The 17,992-nt window shown below is 40.2% G+C and carries 17 protein-coding genes; 8 read left to right on the top strand and 9 right to left on the bottom strand.

Translation table 11 applies throughout. The annotated features are described in order from the left end of the window. The first annotated feature begins 66 nt into the window (after nt 1-66). Nucleotides 67-1,242 (top strand): benzoate/H(+) symporter BenE family transporter, encoded by a 1,176-nt coding sequence (locus AC5EUN_RS06895; protein WP_010326831.1) that lies wholly within the window; start codon nt 67-69, stop codon nt 1,240-1,242. Nucleotides 1,243-1,307: 65 nt separating this feature from the next. Here AC5EUN_RS06895 and AC5EUN_RS06890 read toward each other — a convergent pair whose 3' ends face one another. The 3 genes from AC5EUN_RS06890 to AC5EUN_RS06880 all read right to left on the bottom strand — a co-directional run bounded on the left by AC5EUN_RS06890 (nt 1,308) and on the right by AC5EUN_RS06880 (nt 3,312). Further along, entirely contained in the window at nt 1,308-1,865 is a 558-nt protein-coding gene (locus AC5EUN_RS06890; protein WP_010326832.1) for a TetR/AcrR family transcriptional regulator, read from the bottom strand. A gap of 5 nt (nt 1,866-1,870) precedes the next feature. Then, nucleotides 1,871-2,215, bottom strand: a complete 345-nt coding sequence (locus AC5EUN_RS06885) for a DMT family transporter (protein WP_005401176.1) — start codon at nt 2,213-2,215, stop codon at nt 1,871-1,873. Nucleotides 2,216-2,298: 83 nt separating this feature from the next. Next, nucleotides 2,299-3,312 carry an alpha/beta hydrolase gene (locus AC5EUN_RS06880; protein WP_010326834.1) on the bottom strand — a complete coding sequence of 338 codons (1,014 nt, stop codon included), beginning with the start codon at nt 3,310-3,312 and terminating at the stop codon, nt 2,299-2,301. 302 nt (nt 3,313-3,614) lie between these two features. Here AC5EUN_RS06880 and AC5EUN_RS06875 point away from each other — a divergent pair, with 302 nt between their 5' ends. Both AC5EUN_RS06875 and AC5EUN_RS06870 read left to right on the top strand, forming a co-directional pair. After that, a complete protein-coding gene (locus AC5EUN_RS06875) occupies nt 3,615-4,058 on the top strand; it encodes a universal stress protein (protein ID WP_010326835.1) in 444 nt (147 codons plus the stop codon). Between the two features lie 85 nt (nt 4,059-4,143). Then, on the top strand, nt 4,144-4,587 hold the full coding sequence (locus tag AC5EUN_RS06870; protein WP_004696899.1) for a universal stress protein: 444 nt from the start codon (nt 4,144-4,146) through the stop codon (nt 4,585-4,587). Between the two features lie 63 nt (nt 4,588-4,650). Here AC5EUN_RS06870 and AC5EUN_RS06865 read toward each other — a convergent pair whose 3' ends face one another. Together AC5EUN_RS06865 and pepN are read right to left on the bottom strand one after the other, a co-directional pair. Then, the gene (locus tag AC5EUN_RS06865) at nt 4,651-4,869 is read right to left on the bottom strand and encodes a hypothetical protein (protein WP_010326836.1); all 219 of its coding nucleotides are present in this window, start codon (nt 4,867-4,869) and stop codon (nt 4,651-4,653) included. Between the two features lie 248 nt (nt 4,870-5,117). After that, nucleotides 5,118-7,727 carry an aminopeptidase N gene (gene pepN / locus AC5EUN_RS06860; RefSeq protein ID WP_010326837.1) on the bottom strand — a complete coding sequence of 870 codons (2,610 nt, stop codon included), beginning with the start codon at nt 7,725-7,727 and terminating at the stop codon, nt 5,118-5,120. Between the two features lie 423 nt (nt 7,728-8,150). Here pepN and AC5EUN_RS06855 point away from each other — a divergent pair, with 423 nt between their 5' ends. The 3 genes from AC5EUN_RS06855 (at nt 8,151) to thiM (ending at nt 10,639) form a co-directional block, all read left to right on the top strand. Beyond that, entirely contained in the window at nt 8,151-8,408 is a 258-nt protein-coding gene (locus tag AC5EUN_RS06855) for a hypothetical protein (protein ID WP_005401172.1), read from the top strand. Nucleotides 8,409-8,594: 186 nt separating this feature from the next. Next, nucleotides 8,595-9,752, top strand: a complete 1,158-nt coding sequence (locus AC5EUN_RS06850; RefSeq protein ID WP_005401171.1) for a hypothetical protein — start codon at nt 8,595-8,597, stop codon at nt 9,750-9,752. A gap of 11 nt (nt 9,753-9,763) precedes the next feature. Further along, nucleotides 9,764-10,639 carry a hydroxyethylthiazole kinase gene (gene thiM, locus AC5EUN_RS06845; protein WP_005401170.1) on the top strand — a complete coding sequence of 292 codons (876 nt, stop codon included), beginning with the start codon at nt 9,764-9,766 and terminating at the stop codon, nt 10,637-10,639. Nucleotides 10,640-10,663: 24 nt separating this feature from the next. On the opposite strand, the gene AC5EUN_RS06840 is transcribed toward thiM, so the two are convergent. Together AC5EUN_RS06840 and AC5EUN_RS06835 are read right to left on the bottom strand one after the other, a co-directional pair. Further along, nucleotides 10,664-11,395: a hypothetical protein gene (locus AC5EUN_RS06840; RefSeq protein WP_005401169.1), complete on the bottom strand. Its 732-nt coding sequence runs from the start codon at nt 11,393-11,395 to the stop codon at nt 10,664-10,666. Nucleotides 11,396-11,641: 246 nt separating this feature from the next. Continuing rightward, the gene (locus AC5EUN_RS06835) at nt 11,642-13,168 is read right to left on the bottom strand and encodes a TerC family protein (protein ID WP_010326838.1); all 1,527 of its coding nucleotides are present in this window, start codon (nt 13,166-13,168) and stop codon (nt 11,642-11,644) included. Between the two features lie 539 nt (nt 13,169-13,707). Here AC5EUN_RS06835 and AC5EUN_RS06830 point away from each other — a divergent pair. Beyond that, on the top strand, nt 13,708-14,025 hold the full coding sequence (locus AC5EUN_RS06830; protein ID WP_058869726.1) for a hypothetical protein: 318 nt from the start codon (nt 13,708-13,710) through the stop codon (nt 14,023-14,025). Between the two features lie 153 nt (nt 14,026-14,178). Next, nucleotides 14,179-14,643, top strand: coding sequence for a MarR family winged helix-turn-helix transcriptional regulator (locus AC5EUN_RS06825; RefSeq protein ID WP_004696885.1), 465 nt, complete (start codon nt 14,179-14,181; stop codon nt 14,641-14,643). Between the two features lie 5 nt (nt 14,644-14,648). Here the strand turns inward: AC5EUN_RS06825 and AC5EUN_RS06820 are convergent, their stop codons facing one another. Beyond that, a complete protein-coding gene (locus tag AC5EUN_RS06820; RefSeq protein ID WP_348960559.1) occupies nt 14,649-15,311 on the bottom strand; it encodes an SOS response-associated peptidase family protein in 663 nt (220 codons plus the stop codon). A gap of 260 nt (nt 15,312-15,571) precedes the next feature. Then, the gene (locus AC5EUN_RS06815; RefSeq protein ID WP_493352227.1) at nt 15,572-17,734 is read right to left on the bottom strand and encodes a malate synthase G; all 2,163 of its coding nucleotides are present in this window, start codon (nt 17,732-17,734) and stop codon (nt 15,572-15,574) included. Between the last annotated feature and the right edge of the window lie 258 nt (nt 17,735-17,992).

Here is a 17,992-nt window from a genome sequence, read left to right as displayed (position 1 = left end):
CAAGAACCAGCGTATGATCCTTGAACAATCGCTATTTTCACTCATTCAAATTATGTTTTGATCTTCATGCAAAAATTATTTCAAGATTTCTCAGTTCCAGCAGTATTCGCAGGTTTTATTACCTTCCTCATTGGCATTAGTGTGTCTTCAGTCTTGGTCATTCAATCCGCCCAAGTCTTAGGTGCAAATACCGCACAAATCAACTCATGGTTCTGGGCTTTAGGTCTGGGTATTGGTTTAAGTGGGCTGCTTTTATCTTGGAAACTTAAATATCCTGTATCGACCTCATGGTCTACGGCAGCACTGGCCTTAATTATTGCGACAGGCAGTGGTTATAGTTTGCATGAAGCGATTGGCGCATTTTTGGTCTGTGGTTTAGTTACTGCCATTTTGGGCTTTTTCGGTATCTTTGAAAAAGTTCTGACGTATATCCCGCAAAGCCTAACCAGTGCCATGCTAGCTGGTGTGTTATTGAAGTTTGGTATTTCATTGTTCGCTAGTATGCAAGACCATTGGGGTTTTATTTTATCCATGCTGGCGGCTTATATTGTTTCTAAGCGACTTACTCCACGTTACTGCATTGTCATTACAGTGATTGCAGGCTTGTTACTCTGCCCGTTATTCTTAGACTTCCATACGCCTCAAATCACATGGAGCCTAGCGCAACCTGTTTGGATGGCACCTGAGTTCAGCATGTCTGCTATTTTAGGTTTAGCGCTACCTTTGTTTGTGATCAATATGGCATCGCAGTACTTACCCGGTATTGCCATGATTAAAAGCTATGGCTATAACCCCCACGTCAATCAACTGATTGGATGGACGGGTACCGCTCAAGCCTTACTCGCACCCTTTGGCTGTTATAGTGTCAATACCGCAGCAATTAGTGCAGCTGTCAGTTTAGATGAACAAGTTCACCCTGATCCATCAAAACGTTATATTGCGGGCATGAGCTGCGGTTTCTTCTATATCTTAATGGGACTATTCGCAGCCACCCTGACCAGCCTTTTACTGTCTTTCCCTGCAATCTTTATTACAGCATTGGCTGGTATTGCTTTGTTTGGCACGATTAGTCATAACATCGCGATTGCATTTGAAGCGGTATCAGACCGTGAGGCAGCCCTCATGACCTTCTTATTCAGCGCATCTGGGGTACAGTTCTTTGGTATTGGCTCTGCCTTTTGGGGACTACTCTTTGGTTTTGCAGTTATGCTTATATTTAAATTTAAAGCCAAAAAAGTTTAAGCCCTCATACAAAAAGCACCCTCGATGGGTGCTTTTTCATTTTTAAATATTGCTAAATTGAAAACTTAATGCTGATAACTTCGTTGAATCAATTCTTGCTTAAGCTGCATCGTCTCAGACAGATTTTCCACCTCGGTAAATGCTGTGAGCCAAATGCCATCTGCAGCATAGCGTAAAATTTTAAGCTCCAAATTATTATCTGTATCCTGATGTCGCGCTAAACGTTTTTCTAGCCACTCAATCCAATACTCATTAAAGGTACGATCCGTCAGCATAATCATCGAAATAGCTGACCAAGAATGCTCCAAGCCTAGCACCTGCTTTTCTAGAGTAATTTCAATATAGGCTCGGGTAAAGCAACCATAACGATCACGGTCTTGACTAATCAACTCATCAACAACACGATCCAATTGTTCAAGTTGTTCCACAACCATCGCTTCAAGTAGCTTTTGTTTGTTTGGGAAATGATGGAAAACACCACCCTTACTCACGCCAACCAAATCAGCCACTGCTTGTATGGAGACCCCAGTCACGCCTTTTTCAGCAGCCAAACAGATCGCATGTTGTAGGATACTTTGGCGAACCTGTTCTGGTGCCTTTTTACGTGGACTTGCTTGTTGCATCGAACTTAATGCCCTGTTGAATTTGAAAATAAGTTAATCACGACCACACCAGAAACAATCAGTGCAATACCGATCATTGCTGCGAAATCTAGACTTTGTCGGAAAACAAAGTAACCAATCAGAGCGGTTAAAACAATACCAACACCCGCCCAAATCGCATAAGCGATACCCAATGGAATCACTTTAATCACTTGAGACAATAAATAAAATGCCAACGAAAATAGAACGACTACGGCCAGAGAAGGCAATAGCTTGGTAAAACCTTCCGACTTTACCAAAAAAGTCGAACCAATCACTTCAGAAATAATTGCCATCGCCAGCAAAGCATAAGCCATTAATATAGGATTCATCAGAAACTCAACAAAAAAACATACCAATCGGTCGGTATGTTATTAAAATAGCAAAAATTAAACAAGGCTTTCTGCATACTTTTTTATTTTGTTTCAGTCGGCCTTGAGGTTTGCTTTATAAAATCAATGGTTCGATCAAAGGTGATCTGACTCGCTTGTTTGCTCATCATGAACTGATATTCATGCACCAAAAACTCCTTAGAGTCTGGATAAAAAGCCTCCGTGACTGCAACCTGATGCTGCTTCAACACCTCGACGAAAGGTAAAGACTGGCTATTGGTTAAAAAGTCTTTATTTCCTCCACTAATAAAGACAGGTGGATACTGTGGCGTAATATGCTCACTGGTTGAAATTGCCTTTAAAAAAGCTGCATCCTCTTTACGCTCTCCTGTATACGCTTGAACCAAGTTATAAACGCCCCATTCAATGAGCCTGAGTTCCTCAGGAGCGGTGTTTACAAAGCGATATAAGTCATAAATACCACAATGCAAAATTAGCCCTTTAAGCTGTTTCGGCTGAATGCTCGGCTTAAAATTGGATGCTTGAGCAAATGCGGGATTCGTCAAAAGCGCAGCATAATGACTGGCAATATTGGCTCCAGCAGAGTCTCCTGCTAGATACAGTTGGTTCGGGTTAATATGATACTGAGCAGCATTCAATTGTAAGAAATTCAGTGCATGATCGACTTGCTGTAACTGAGTGGGATAAATAGCCTCAGGTGCAAACTGATACTCTACCGAGACCACGTTAAAGCCTTGATTAGCTAAAAGCTTAAAATAACCTCGCGCATGCTCTTTTGAGCCCGAAACCCATCCGCCGCCATGAATCCAAACCACCGTGGGCACTGCGTTTAATTGTTCAATATTTTGGGGTTGATAGATGTCAACATTCAGCTCAGGACTAGCTTGATATGTAATATTATTGTGTACGATGACATCGGGAGGCGCAAAGCGATCTAGCATTTTCATTTGAATATTGGTTGCTGTGTTAAATGTACCCGCAATTAGTTTGGTGTTCTTTTCTACACTTTGACACGCGCTCAAAAGCACAATCATGAAAACAGTACTAAGTACTTTTATTATTGGTTGAAAAATCATACTGTTCGGCCCCATCCTTTTTTCAAATGATTCTAATACAGTCTCTATCACATCGCATGATTAAACAGATCTCATTTCAGCTTCATTTAAACACCAGAAGTATCTTTTAAAGAATATCGTATTAAATCTGAAACTTGAGTTTTTCACTCAAGATTTTGGACACGAAAATCAGCATTTTCTTGAATTATTTTCTTTTAATTTCATGAATTTTCAATTTTTAGCCCGATCAAAATTGAACATTTAATGGCAGTGTGTTATCAATAAATCAAGAACTAAATCTTATACAAAAAGGAGTCCCTCTGATGGCTTACCAACATATTTTAGTCCCTGTTGACGGTTCACAAATTTCTTTTTCTGCGGTTAAGCAAGCGGCTGAAATTGCCAAAGTTTTTGGCAGTCAACTTACATTGATTAGCTTAGTTGCTGAAGACCCTCTCAAAGATGCCGATTTTTACTATACCTCTCCAATCATGAAAGACTATTTCATACAAGCCTATAACAATGCTGAGAAAGCCCTTCAGGATGCGGTTCAAATTGCACAAGAACAAGGTGTAACAGCTCAGTCTAAAATCATTAAAGGTGAAGTCTCTGAAGATGCTGTGGTCGAAACAGCAACTTCACTGAAAAATGACCTGATTGTAATGGGTTCACATGGTCGCAAAGGCTTTCAAAAATTCCTATTAGGCAGCTTTGCTCAAGATGTTCTCAAATCTACTGAGCTCCCAGTTCTCATTGTTAAAGCTTAATCAACTATAACGCGTCTTTATGTGAGCTGATTTCGCATGTACTGCAAAATGATCCGCATAAAGACGTACCATTAAGGAGAAGATAATGAGCTACAAACACATTTTGGTTGCCGTCGATGAATCACCGATGTCTTATGCTGCTGTTGAACAAGCACTTGAGTTGGCCAAAGATTTAAATAGTCGCGTAACGCTCATGAGCGTGATTGCAGTCGATCCATTTGTCGGAGTCGACTTCTATAAAGTAGCACCAGCTATCACCGACTATTTTCTACATGCTGAAAAAGTCGCTCAAGACCGTTTAGCCGAAGTAAAGCTCTCATTTGACCGTGATGAAATTGAGGTGGATACCAAAGTGATCCGCGGCATCTCTCCTTCTGAAGGTATTATTCATGTGGCCGATGAAGTCGGTGCAGATCTGATTCTGATGGGCTCACATGGCCGTACAGGTTTTAAAAAGATGATGTTAGGTAGTGTGGCGCAAAATGTTCTAACGCAGTCTCCAATACCTGTGCTGATCGTAAAAGTTTAAGTATTGTTTTAAATAAAAAAGACTGCCGAAGCAGTCTTTTTTATTTGGCAGAACTCGTTCACTTCATTTGCTTTTACTAATCTGCTGATGCAAATTTTGCAAATAATGCTCTGCTGCCGACTGTTGCATAAAAGTTTTTTGAAATAAACCCGAAGCCTGATGGTTATGCGGACTATATTCAACATTGACTTGAAATGTTCCCAGTTCAGCACTTTTCGCAATACGAATAGCAATAATATGAACGGTATTTAAATAAAACCCATCTTCAATTTTAACTAACATATCTGTTTTTACACTCTACATGTTTGTCTGCCCAATAGCCTGTATACAGAAGCCGAAAAAATACAGAATATTGAGCTAATCATCTGTTATGCCATAACATTATACCCATAAAATGCGATTTATTTCACACTATTCACATGAATGTTCATTATTTATAAAAATACCAATGTGCACTCTTCATGCTGTCATTCTTCAGTTTACATAAAAAAAGCCAGTCTACTGACTGACTTTTTTTATGCGTAGATCAGTTAAATACTTAACATACTGCTTAAAGTTTCACTGACATTTTTAGATTTCACTTGTGGTTTTAAAGCCTCAAGCTTCGCTTTCACTTCGCTACGCTGTGGCTCTGCCAATGTGTACCAACGTGACAAAACCTGAAGTAAACGAGAGCCAACAATTGGGTTTTTCTCATCTAAATATTTTGCCAGCCCAATGAAATGATCCACACCAAAACTCCATGTGTTCACTGGGTTTGCATTTAAACCACCACTCACTGAACGAATGCGGTTCGGCACGCCCAAATCATAATCGGCATGTGAAGTGAGGTATTGAATGGTTTCCGTCGTAGCACAAGGATGTGCCGCTTGAAGTGTGAACCACTGATCTAGTGACAAAGCCTCATCTTTAAAACGTAGGTAAAAATCACGTAAAGCCGCTTCTGCTTGCGGTGCATCATTCCAAACCAAGACACGTAGTGCACCTAAACGTTCAGACATATTGCCTGTGGCTTCATATTGCTGATATGCCAGCTCAAAAGCACTTTCATCGCCTTGACGCGCCATCATACTAAGCATGATGTTTTTCAGCGCACGGACACCCATGGCTTGTGAAAACTCTTTTTGCAAATCTGGGTCTAAAGCCAAATAAGTGTCTTTACAGAACGCACCTAACTCACGTGCTAATTTTTCAATCAAAGCATTACGTTGTTCTTGAATCTTCGCTGGTTCGTAGTCAGTGTCGATACGACTACCTAAATAACCTTCACTTGGCACATCAAATAAACGTGATGCCAAGAGTGGATCTTGTTCAAAAAGATCTGGTAGCGTGTTTTTAATGGCTTGAATATAAATATGCGCATCATGACCATTGAGTAAAATACGCTCAAGCAGTGTTTGCGTTGCTTGCCATTGGTTAAAACCATTGGTTTCGTATTGAATCAGGAACGCCAACTCTTCATCGGTATAGTTAAATTCTAAGTTGACGGGCGCAGAAAAATTACGCAGTAATGACACGACAGGTTTCGTGCTTAAACCGCTAAACACAATGCTGGCTTGGTCTTGGTCAAAAAGATACACACCGTCTTTGACTGCATTTTCAAATAAACTGTCTGAGTTTAAAACCAATTGCTCACCTGTTGCAGCATCGAACAGTGCTAAAGCGACAGGAATTGGAACAGCTTTTAGGTTCGGATACTTAGGATGTGCTTTTAAACTTTGCTTAAAGTTTAAAGTATAGGTTTGCGCAGCAGCATCATAATGACCTTCCGCTTCTAACTTTGGTGTACCAGGTTGGTTATACCATGTTAAGAAATTGGATAAATCTACGCCTGAACCTGCGGTTAAAGCGGCTACCCAGTCTTCAACGGTCACAGCTTGACCATCATGGCGTTCAAAGTACTCATCAGTTCCTTTACGGAATTTTTCTTTGCCCAATAAGGTAGCCATCATGCGGTTAATTTCCGCACCTTTTTCGTAGACCGTTGCAGTATAAAAGTTATTGATTTCCACAAAATGATCAGGACGCGGTGGATGAGACAATGGGCCTGAATCTTCTGGGAACTGATGCGCTTTGAGTACCGCAACGTCATCAATACGTTGAACCGCAGCAGACTGCAAATCTTCTGAGAAAGATTGATCACGGAAAACCGTTAAGCCTTCTTTTAAACACAATTGGAACCAATCACGGCAAGTAATGCGGTTACCTGTCCAGTTATGGAAATACTCATGGGCAATTACCGACTGTACACGCATAATCGCGGCATCTGTCGTATATTCTTCATCCGCCAAAACACATGACGTATTAAAGATGTTTAGACCTTTATTTTCCATCGCACCCATGTTAAACGCACTGGTAGCCACAATCATATAGTTGTCTAAATCATAGGGACGACCATAGTGTTCTTCATCCCAACGCATTGAATGCTTTAAGGCTTCCATTGCAATATGACATTTCGGAATATCTTTTTCTTCGGCATAAATTTCTAAAGCCACATCACGGCCTTCCGAGGTCACATAACGGTCTTTTAAAACAGCCAAATCACCAATCACACAAGCAAACAAATACGCTGGTTTTTTGGTTGGATCTTGCCAAATGGTATAGTGACGACCTTCGCCTGCCTCGCCCGCTTCAATCAAGTTACCATTGGCAAGGAGCACTGGATATTTTTTATCGGCTTCTACACGTGTGGTGAAAACTGAAAGGACATCAGGACGGTCTGGGTAAAAGGTAATTTTACGGAATCCTTCAGGCTCATTTTGGGTAACAAACAAATCTGATGCGGCTTGGTATAAACCTTCAAGTTGTGTATTTGACTCAGGATGAATGATCACCGATGTCTCAAGCTTGATCTGATTTGGTGCATTACGAATCACCAACTGCTCTGCATCAAGCGCATATTGCTCTTGGCTAAGTTGCTGACCATTCAGCACTAAACTTTTCAGCTCTAAATCACGACCGAGTAAAACCAAATCACCCTCGGTTTGGCGCGTCAGCTCCAGTACAGCATCAACTTGGCTATGCTCATCATAGACTTGAATATCGAGGTGAATGCTGTCTACTAAAAAAGATGGTTTTTGATAGTCTTTTAAATAGACGGTTTGATCTGCTTCAATAATTGGATTTGCCGCAATATTCATGTCATGTCCTAATGCTATTGGTCTACAGCTTTATATTGTGTATGTTTTGATCATACGACAAGTTTGCCATACTGTCTGTGTATGTTGAATGATATTTATATGGGCACGTTGAACAGGCTTTTCAATTCTATTGTTCTTATCCCGCTCATATGACTGCACCAAGTGAATAAGAAACAGACAACTCCTCACATCGTGCCGTGCTTGTCTAGCAATATTTGCACCAGCCTTTAGACTTGCACAGTGCCATTAGCTCTCCGCCATTCAAACGCTGAGAAACTTAAAGACATCGATAAGATCTAAAGCCAGCTCTTTTCAAATATCCAACTTAATTTTCAAATCGGCTACATTTTGTGCACAGTTTTTGCTTGTATCTAAATATGCATAGCGCATGATAAAACTTAAGCAAAATAAAAGAGGTGTGAGATGTACTTAAAAGACCATATCGTCCGCGTCGAAAATATAAAAATGCTGCAAGCAATGCATGCTGCAAAAATTGATCATAAAGTCATTGCCCTGTTCATGAGCTGTGAAGGAATACCTTTACAAGCACACGATGTCAGTAGCATTTTAAATCACTACGACACACTAGGGAGCAAAAAGTTGCCGAGCAAAAAAGTTCAAGCCATGATTGAAGCTAAAAAACTAGGTATGGAAGATGACTCTCTACCTTGCCCCGTTTAAATTCTACTAGTCCAAAAAATACGGTGCATGCCGTATTTTTTTTGCCCTATATTCGCCACTGCGTTGCTTCACCCATCTAGCGTTTACAAAGCACCTCTACTTGTTCAATTACACTGCAATTTACAACGCCTTTCTGAAATTTTAGCGTGTATAATTTGAGAAAATCCTGAGTTTCAAATTCATCTTATGTCGCTTCAAATTTTGCACAAACAACTTGATGAGAGCACGCCTTGTCCACTTTGTCAGGCGGCCATGTTTTGGGTGGATGCTGAACAATACGACAAAGAAATTAACTTTCATGAATGTAGCCACTGCCAACATCGTGTTTTTAGCAATTCCAATCTAAATTGCCACTGCGACAGTTGTTTAGCCCAGCGCAAAAAAATATTGAAAGAAACTCGTCAGCAAGAACAGCATAAAACCAAAACCAAGGACATTTATGAGTTTGAACTGGGTCAACTCAGTTTTATGCATAAATTATTTTTATTGGCCCTGTTAGATGGCTACGCACAAGAACATACACAGCATCAAGAGTTTATTGATTGGGAACAGATCAAATATTTTAGTGTCACCCCCAATTATCTATTTCAAAATAGTCTCGTCAAACAACTGGTAAAAGAACAAATCCTCGTTGCCAAAGATTTTGCCAGTGAAGCCCATCAGTATTATATTAATGTGCGTTTGGACGGCTACTCTGAACCCAGCCTATTTAGTGTTACGCAGCAGTTACGCTATTGGTTTTATGAAAACCTTAGCCTTGGTGTGCCTTTTAAGACCGCGGATGAAGTCAAAAATGCCTTGTACCAATTGCTCTATCAGGAAATTATCCAATTTATGCAGTTTTACTGTCGTACTTGGGGCATTCAAATTGCAGGAAATAACAGTTTCCAAGTGTTTTGTTATCGTTTACTCGATGTACTCGCGGTCGGACAAATTTATTATTTAATCCAAACTGCATTGGAGTATTTATATGAACGTAAAGCCTTACAACCCAGAAATGAAAACTTTATTAACACCAACTTACTGAAAAAAACTCTACAACAATACCGTGAACGCAGTGTGGCTGAAAAATGGGAAACATCAACTCTGCCTCGACCACATAACCTACCATTCAGCAAAATGAGCGAAGTCTTATTTTTCCGATTTTTAGGCTATGACGAAGCCATTTTCTTTCAGCCTGTCTCTCGTTCATGGCAAAAAATTGAACCACGTTTAAGTTTCTACTCACAAAAACGCTGTATGTACTGCGGTTCAAATGAGCTCACCGTAGATTATGATGCCGACCAATATGTGACTTTATTTTGTCGCAAATGTAAGCATCAAGACCACTATTTCACCAAATAAGGGCATCCACTATGACCCAGCTTTTAGACCTGTCCTTGCTTAACACAAAACAATCGATTCAAGACCAAACCGATGTCTTGGTGGCATATGTTGCTGAAGCTTGGACTGCCCTGCAAACGCAACAACCTTTGGTACAATGTATCACCAACAGTGTGGCTGCCAACTATGCAGCCAATGTTTTATTGGCTGCAGGCGCCTCACCTGCCATGATTGATAATCCCTTTGAAGCTGAAAGTTTCACACGCATTAGTGCAGCGCTCAGTATTAATCTAGGTACGCCAACCTCTGAACAAATGCAAGCCATGCAAATCTCGGCACAAACCGCGCAGCAGCAAAACATTCCGTGGGTATTAGACCCTGTGGGATATGGGCCGTTTTTAAAGTGGCGCTCTGAAATGGTGAATCAGCTGTTAGCTTTTCAACCCACGGTTATTCGTGGAAATGCATCTGAAATCAGCACACTTGCGGGAAACCAGATCGAAACCAAAGGCGTTGATAGTACTGCAAGCAGTGCTGATGTTTACCATCAAGCAAAAACACTTTTAGCGCAGGCTGAAGTCATTGCCATTTCTGGTGAGTCTGACTATATTCTCTCCAAACAACTTGATGCTGTAATCCAAGTCAATGGTGGTTCACATTTACAACCCAAAGTTACTGCTACAGGTTGTGCCCTTGGTGCATTAATTGCAGCCTATAGCGCAGTCACCAATCCTGTCATTGCAGCGCTGTCTGCGCATGTCCACTTTGCCATTGCTGGGCAGCTTGCATATGCCCGAAGCCAAAGCACAGGAAGTTTTAATGTAGCGTTTATGGATCACATTCATCAAATGAAAGCTGAAACCATTTATAAATATGCGGATATACAGCTTATCCGTACCTCAGCCTAAATAAAGTATGGCGAGAGTTTCTGCTTAGGTAACTTCTCGCCCTAAAAGCACGTTCATCGCCGCTTCTAGCAGAGTCAGCACATCTAATTTACAGATACACATTAAACCCATACCAATAAAATAATCAGGCGTATGTTGCATATAAAAGTTGATATGACGACTGGCTCGATTTCGAAGCCGAATCAATTGTTCAGGCGTGGTCTGCGGCAGTACACAAGGATGCACAAACACATCCTCACTGCGCTGTTGCACATTCACATGACGGTTTTGCATTAGATCAAGAACCTGTAAGTAATCCTTAGGCATTGGCACTTCTGCACGCGGATAAAAGCGTTTTGAACGTGAAGCAAACAGCCGATATACTTTTGGCTGCATCAAACTCGAAACAAACCATAACTGACGCGTGGGATATTTTAAACGATAACCCAAGGTCACTCGAATTGCGGATAAAAGTGTTCTGTTTTGATTTCGGTAATCAGGTAAAAAAGCTGCACGCGAGCTAAGAATATATAAAGGTTGATGCGCTGTCTTAAGCTTCAATATAGCAATAATATTTTGCCCAACTATTTTTCCGCGATGATAAAAACGAATAATTGGTAATGCCACTACATCAGGGTTATATACTAATTGATGTAGTTCTTCTTGGATTGCATTTGGGAAAATTTGTCGATCAAAAGTTTCAAGCTCTTCAAATAGAACTTGTTTTTTCTCTACTGAAAGCTTTTTAAAATCAACGACCTTTTCCATAAGTTGCATGAAGTATTTCCGTTCTTATTTTGATCACTTGTTTTACTGCTATAGTCTAAATGCAATGCTTTGATAACCATAGGGATAGAAACAAGCTGTCTTCACCAAACAGGTAATTTCAAGTACGCAATACGACAACCCAATTGCGGGCATAGAATAACTGCTTTTTATTTAAGTGCATAGCGCTTATTTTATAAGCAGAAAAAATGCCAGCACAAAGCTGGCATTTTTTCTCACAATCTATTATTGCAATGATTAAGCAGTACGATAGCTAATATTCACGGTCTTAATTCGGTTTGAATCCAACTCAAGCACTTCAAAGTGAACACCACGGTAGTCCAGTTGAGTCCCAACGTGTACATCACCATGAGTTTTATCTAGGATTAAACCGGCAACACTAATATAGCCCGCATCTTCTTCAACCAAATCGATCATCCCAAGTTCCAGTTCAAGCTGATATAAATCCAGCATGCCTGTCGCCTTCCACGTCTGATCATCAACCTTCACCAAATCAAGTTGCTCATCGGCATCGGGAAATTCACCAGCAATCGCTTCAAATACGTCAAGCGGTGAAACAAGGCCCTGCACATTACCAAACTCATCGCTCACCAAAACCAATGAACCTTTAGACGTTCTTAACGTATTAATCGCATCAATGACTTTCATTTTTTCAAAAATGTAAATTGGACGATGACGTTTGATCAGGTCTTTCAATTGCTCTTCATCATCTAAGACATCGAGCAATTCTTTGGCGCGCGCAATGCTGATCACTTTATCCAAGCTACCGCGGCACACTGGAAATAAACTGTGCGGCACAGACAGTACCTGTTCACGAATTTTCTCAGGTGAATCATCAAGATTGACCCACGAAATTTGACTACGCGGTGTCATGATCGACGCGACCGAACGTTCAGCCAATGTCAATACACCGCCAATCATATAACGTTCTTCATCCGCAAAAGTTTCTTGTGCTTGAAGCTGATCAGGGTCTTCAGCTTGGAGCTTGCCACCCATGAGTTTTAAAATAGAATCCGCAGTACGATGACGTAGTGGAATTTTCGCTTCATGTTTTGCCGCATTACGCTCACCAAACTGGTTAAAGGCTTCAATCGCAATGGCAACACCAATACCCGAATAGATATAACCTTTAGGAATGTGGAAGCCGAAACCTTCCGCAATCAGGCTGATACCAATCAAGAGTAAGAAGCTTAAACACAAGATGACCACAGTCGGATGACGGTTTACAAAAGTCATTAATGGTTTCGACGCCAACAGCATGACCACCATGGCAACGACCATAGCCACCATCATCACATTAATGTTGTCGACCATACCAATCGCGGTAATCACCGAATCCAGTGAGAACACCGCGTCAAGGATCACAATCTGTGCCACAACTGCGGTGAAACCTGCGTAGACCACATTGGTGGTCAGCTTAACTTCGGGCTTACCTTCAATTTTTTCATGCAATTCGGTAACGGCTTTATAGACTAGGAACAAGCCACCAAATAAAAGAATGAGATCTCGCCCAGAGAATGTCCAATCTAAGACAGTAATCAGCGGTCGAGTCAACGTGACTAACCAAGTAATGATAAACAACAAGCCCAAGCGCATTAAAAGTGCAAGCGACAGACCAATGACACGCGCTTTATCACGTTGCTCAGGGGGAAGTTTTTCAGCCAAAATGGCAATAAAGACTAGGTTATCAATACCTAAAACAATTTCTAATATAATCAGCGTAAGTAAACTTACCCATATTCCCGGATCTAATAAAAATTCCATTATTTTATTACCCCAGAATTATGTTTCTGTTTTAAAAGCATAGACCTGCACGGCGACGGATCCATATTTGTGACCTATTCAACTAAAGATGAAATAATTATGCCTGAGATGTTTGGCTTGTAATAATTTTTTTATGGTTTTTAACAAAATTTTAATATTCGACCACTTATTATGCAAAAAATACATAAAAATATCGAAATCTCTGTTCGCAATTTTGTCACTTAATGCCAATTATCGCATTCTATAAAGATTAGACGCCACGGTCATTTTTTAGTTTTTCTAATTAAAACCATCTCAAATAAAAACCAAATAATTGTTTTTATTTAATTATTTATTTTAATAATAGTTAAAAAATATCAATTCACTACATTTATGATTTCCAAGAATGACACTTTTTGTTAAAAACACTAGTTCACAAATCCATTTTTTTCACTAAAATGAAACACGACCAGCATTGTTGTAAAAGTGGTCAATTACCCAAACCAAGGATGCGCGGATTGACAATCCGATCAAAGTAATCGAAGACAGGATTCATCGCTATGAACAATGAAAAAGCATTGACCTTCAATAAGACGTCAAAAATGCTTGCCAATACTAGCTATGAAGGCGCATATCTGCATTTAGACTCCTCATTTGATCAGCATCAAGTTAAAGTTGTGGTTTCGCATAATAACCAAAAGTTTGAAATGCACTTGCCTATCGTTCTACAGGACGGTGTTCCCATGGCTAAACTCTCTTTAGATTCTCACCAGAATGCTGAAGTCGAAGATGAAGTTGTACAATTTGCACAAAGCATTGTGAGCTTCCATCAAGATAAAGACGGCTATACCCTGTCTCTTCTAAACAGCCACGCTTAACTTTTCTTGATTACTGGCCAAGGTTATCCATTAACAAATTTCGTTTATGGTGATAAATCCAGTAATTTTGTATTGATAAGTGTATGAGTGTTCACATAAAATGTGTTCAAATGATCTATAAAATAAAAATACGATTCACGGGGAATCCGTCACATGACCAAAAAGTACAGTAAGTTCCTACCAGGTTCTGAAGATTTTTCTTTAGAAAGTTTTCCATTTTACTGGGTAACGCAAGTACATGCACAGTATGTACTCAATGTCGATCACGCTTTAAAAAAGTATGGTTTAGATAACTCACGTCGTCGTATTTTACTGGCTCTAGACTCAAAGCCACATGCCAGTGTTTCTGATTTATCTGACATGGTGGTCTCTAAAATGTCGACAACCACCAAAATTGTCTATCGTTTAAAAGATGAAGGATTGGTTGAAACTTATTCTTGTGAAGACGATGCCCGTATTACCCGTGTCCTTCTCACCGAAAAAGGTGTTGAAATGACCAATAAGATCAATGATCTCACCAGTGTTGTACTTGAGCAATCATTTGAAGGCTTAACACCTTTGCAAATTGAAAAAATGATGGAAAGCTTAAAACACGTGTTTAAAAATTTAGCTCGCTAAACCGCTTAAAAGTCGAAAAAGTTGAGTTGGGGACTCTCTTTTTCGACTTTTATTTTCGGCACATGTGAACACTCAAACTCTTCAACAGGAAAGCCTTGTACAAAGGATTGAATATTTGGTGATTTCCAGCTGAGCCACTCCTCTAAACGTTCATGTGGAATCACGATCACTGAGCGTTTCACATTCCCCGGCTCATGAAACTCCCGCATCATTGGGTGGTCTATAGCATCCATTGTAAGCATGGTTGCTGAACGCACTACCTCACCTGTTATACGACAGATTTCATAAAGTGCAGCAACAAATATCACTTGACCATCCTGTCGTCTGACACCCCATCTCTGCGGCTTTTGTTCTATATATTTTGACTCATAAAATTCAAAAACGGGAATCACCCCAAACTGATACTTTGAAGTCGCTTCAATAAAACTAGCCTTTTGCAGAAGTGTCTCACTTCGAGCATTATAGGTTTTGCTTGCAATGCTCTTATCTTCTGCCCATTTCGGTATTAAGCCAAAATGTACCTTACGCCACTCAAAACCTAAATTTGATTTGAACAATAAAGGCAACTCATAACCAGGATAGACTTCTTCGACATAATCAAACGGAATTTCAGGTAGACCAAACTGTTGTACCTGAGCAAGGGTTAGAGGTTTAAAATTAGCGCACATGGATTTTCATCCAACTTGATGGTTAACAATAGTATGACGAGCTTTATATAACGAATTGTATAAGGCTTTTATCCGCAGCGTCTAGTTGAGATACTGATTTAGCCCTACGCTTAAACCCATTCATAGCTCTGAGCAAGTCCTAATCTATAGATCACCATTACCCGAAATTAAATCAGTCTTATTGTTTTCCTCTATAGACAGAGTACGACTTGTTCCAGCCAATAAAAAAGCCTCCGAAGAGGCTTTTTTAGCTTTACAGATTAGTCACCTGTATAACCTTTTAACTTCAAGCGTGCAGCATGTAGAAGTGGTTCTGTATAACCTGATGGCTGCTCACCACCTTTAAACACAAGGTCATAAGCTGCTTTGTATGCATAACCATCGAAGCTTGGCGCCATAGGGGTGTAAAGCGGATCGTTTGCGTTTTGCTCATCAACGATTTTCGCCATACGCTGCATCACTTCTTCAACTTGCGCCGCAGATACGATGCCGTGACGCAACCAGTTTGCAACGTGTTGAGATGAAATACGTAAAGTTGCACGGTCTTCCATTAAACCAACGTTGTTGATGTCTGGAACTTTCGAACAACCTACACCCAAGTCAACCCAACGCACAACATAACCCAAGATCCCTTGAAGGTTATTTTCAAGCTCTTTGGTTTTCTCTTCTTCAGTCCAGTTTGTGTCTGTCGCTAAAGGCGGTGTTAATAGATCATCTAATGATAAAGGCTGAGTATTCAATAATTCTTTTTGACGCTCAGACACGTTGCATTGGTGATAGTGAATCGCGTGAATAACAGCACCAGATGGAGATGGAACCCATGCACAGCTTGCGCCCGCTTCTGGATGTTCAATCTTAGTGTTGTACATGTCTAAAAGCATGTCTGGTTTTGGCCACATGCCTTTACCAATTTGCGCTTTACCACGTAATCCAGCTTGAAGACCGATCATTACGTTACGGTTTTCATATGCTGGGAACCAAATTTGTGATTTTACTTCACCCTTACGAACGAATGGGCCTGCTTCCATAAAGGTATGGATTTCATCACCTGTACGGTCCATAAAACCTGTGTTAATGAAGATCGTACGGTCTTTTGCTTGCGCAATACAGTTTTTCAAATTTACAGAAGTACGACGTTCTTCATCCATGATCCCGATTTTTAAAGTTTTTGCAGGCAAGCCAAGCGCTTGTTCTGAACGCTCAAACAACTCAATAGCAAAAGCAACTTCTTCAGGACCATGCATTTTAGGTTTTACGATGTACATAGAACCTTTACGAGAGTTCTTGTTTTCGTTTTCACCTTTAATGTCTGCAAAAGACAATAGCGGAGTGATTAATGCATCCATGATACCTTCGTAAATTTCAGCACCATCTACCAAGATCGCAGGGTTGGTCATTAGGTGACCCACGTTACGAAGAAGCATCAATGAACGGCCATGAAGTTTCGTTTCACCACCGATCAAGTTTTTGTGCGTACGGTCTTTATTCAAAGTACGCGTAACAGTTTTACCATTTTTCTCGATAGACTCTGAAAGCGTACCCTTCATCAAACCTAACCAGTTACGGTAGCCTTCAACTTTCTCTTCTGCATCTACAGCAGCGATCGAATCTTCTAAATCCTGAATAGTCGTTACAGCAGACTCAAGTACTAAATCTTTTACGCCAGCGGCATCTGTTTTACCAATTGGGCTGTTTGCATCAATTTCAATTACGACGTGTAGGCCGTTGTTTAAAAGTACGATTTCTGTTGGAGCAGATTCTTCGCCATTAAAACCAACAAATTGTGCTTCTTTAGCCAAAGTCGATGTCGAACCGTCTTTTAACGTCACAACTAACTTTTTGCCTTCAACTGCATATTTTGTCGCATCAGCATGCGAACCATTCGCTAATGGGAAGGTTTCATTTAAGAAGTTTTTAGCAAATGCAATAACTTTGTCGCCACGCACAGGGTTATAGCCTTTACCTTTTTCCGCGCCACCGTCTTCTGGGATCACGTCAAAACCGTAAAGTGCATCGTATAAAGAGCCCCAACGCGCGTTTGCAGCATTTAAGCAGTAACGTGCATTACGCACAGGCACTACCAATTGCGCACCAGCCAATAATGCGATTTCTTCATCTACATTTTCTGTGCTGATTTGGAAATCTTCTACTTCTGGTACTAAGTAGCCAATTTCAGTAAGGAAAGCTTTGTAAGCTCCAAGTTCAAATTTGTTGTTGCGGTGCCATTCATCGATCTTCGCTTGAATGTCGTCACGCTTAGCCAATAGTGCTTTGTTCTTTGGGCTAAGATCGACAACGACTTGTTCAAAGTTTTTCCAGTAAGTTTCACTGTCCAAACCTGAACCTGGAAGTGCTTCATTTTCGATGAAATCGTAAAGTTCTTTAGCAATCGCTAACTTGCCTTTTTGAATACGTGCAGTCATTGTCTTTCCTGATATTGCTACTTTTTATACAAGAGATTCTAGTATACCGATTTAAACTTGGCTGAATAGTAATATCACCGTGCGAAATAGTGATCATTTTTTATTTAATAAAGTATACAAACTACCAAATAAAATACTGCTCAAGGCACAAGCATTATCAATTTACAAAATGCTCTTTAGTAGTTTATTAAGTTTTTGAAATGCCGAAATTAGACTTAAGTGCAGTTTTGTATATTTTTTACACTTAAAACCAATATT

This window comes from Acinetobacter sp. CAU_H_S170_2 (assembly GCF_058890445.1).
Note: the sequence above shows the minus strand (reverse complement) of the source record. Positions and strands in the feature narration are given on the sequence as shown.

Bases quoted from the DNA above. Each gene is read 5' to 3' on its own strand.
- AC5EUN_RS06895 (WP_010326831.1), top strand. From the start codon at position 67: ATGCAAAAATTATTTCAAGATTTCTCAGTTCCAGCAGTATTCGCAGGT.
- AC5EUN_RS06890 (WP_010326832.1), bottom strand. From the start codon at position 1,865: ATGCAACAAGCAAGTCCACGTAAAAAGGCACCAGAACAGGTTCGCCAA.
- AC5EUN_RS06885 (WP_005401176.1), bottom strand. From the start codon at position 2,215: ATGAATCCTATATTAATGGCTTATGCTTTGCTGGCGATGGCAATTATT.
- AC5EUN_RS06880 (WP_010326834.1), bottom strand. From the start codon at position 3,312: ATGATTTTTCAACCAATAATAAAAGTACTTAGTACTGTTTTCATGATT.
- AC5EUN_RS06875 (WP_010326835.1), top strand. From the start codon at position 3,615: ATGGCTTACCAACATATTTTAGTCCCTGTTGACGGTTCACAAATTTCT.
- AC5EUN_RS06870 (WP_004696899.1), top strand. From the start codon at position 4,144: ATGAGCTACAAACACATTTTGGTTGCCGTCGATGAATCACCGATGTCT.
- AC5EUN_RS06865 (WP_010326836.1), bottom strand. From the start codon at position 4,869: ATGTTAGTTAAAATTGAAGATGGGTTTTATTTAAATACCGTTCATATT.
- pepN (WP_010326837.1), bottom strand. From the start codon at position 7,727: ATGAATATTGCGGCAAATCCAATTATTGAAGCAGATCAAACCGTCTAT.
- AC5EUN_RS06855 (WP_005401172.1), top strand. From the start codon at position 8,151: ATGTACTTAAAAGACCATATCGTCCGCGTCGAAAATATAAAAATGCTG.
- AC5EUN_RS06850 (WP_005401171.1), top strand. From the start codon at position 8,595: ATGTCGCTTCAAATTTTGCACAAACAACTTGATGAGAGCACGCCTTGT.
- thiM (WP_005401170.1), top strand. From the start codon at position 9,764: ATGACCCAGCTTTTAGACCTGTCCTTGCTTAACACAAAACAATCGATT.
- AC5EUN_RS06840 (WP_005401169.1), bottom strand. From the start codon at position 11,395: ATGCAACTTATGGAAAAGGTCGTTGATTTTAAAAAGCTTTCAGTAGAG.
- AC5EUN_RS06835 (WP_010326838.1), bottom strand. From the start codon at position 13,168: ATGGAATTTTTATTAGATCCGGGAATATGGGTAAGTTTACTTACGCTG.
- AC5EUN_RS06830 (WP_058869726.1), top strand. From the start codon at position 13,708: ATGAACAATGAAAAAGCATTGACCTTCAATAAGACGTCAAAAATGCTT.
- AC5EUN_RS06825 (WP_004696885.1), top strand. From the start codon at position 14,179: ATGACCAAAAAGTACAGTAAGTTCCTACCAGGTTCTGAAGATTTTTCT.
- AC5EUN_RS06820 (WP_348960559.1), bottom strand. From the start codon at position 15,311: ATGTGCGCTAATTTTAAACCTCTAACCCTTGCTCAGGTACAACAGTTT.
- AC5EUN_RS06815 (WP_493352227.1), bottom strand. From the start codon at position 17,734: ATGACTGCACGTATTCAAAAAGGCAAGTTAGCGATTGCTAAAGAACTT.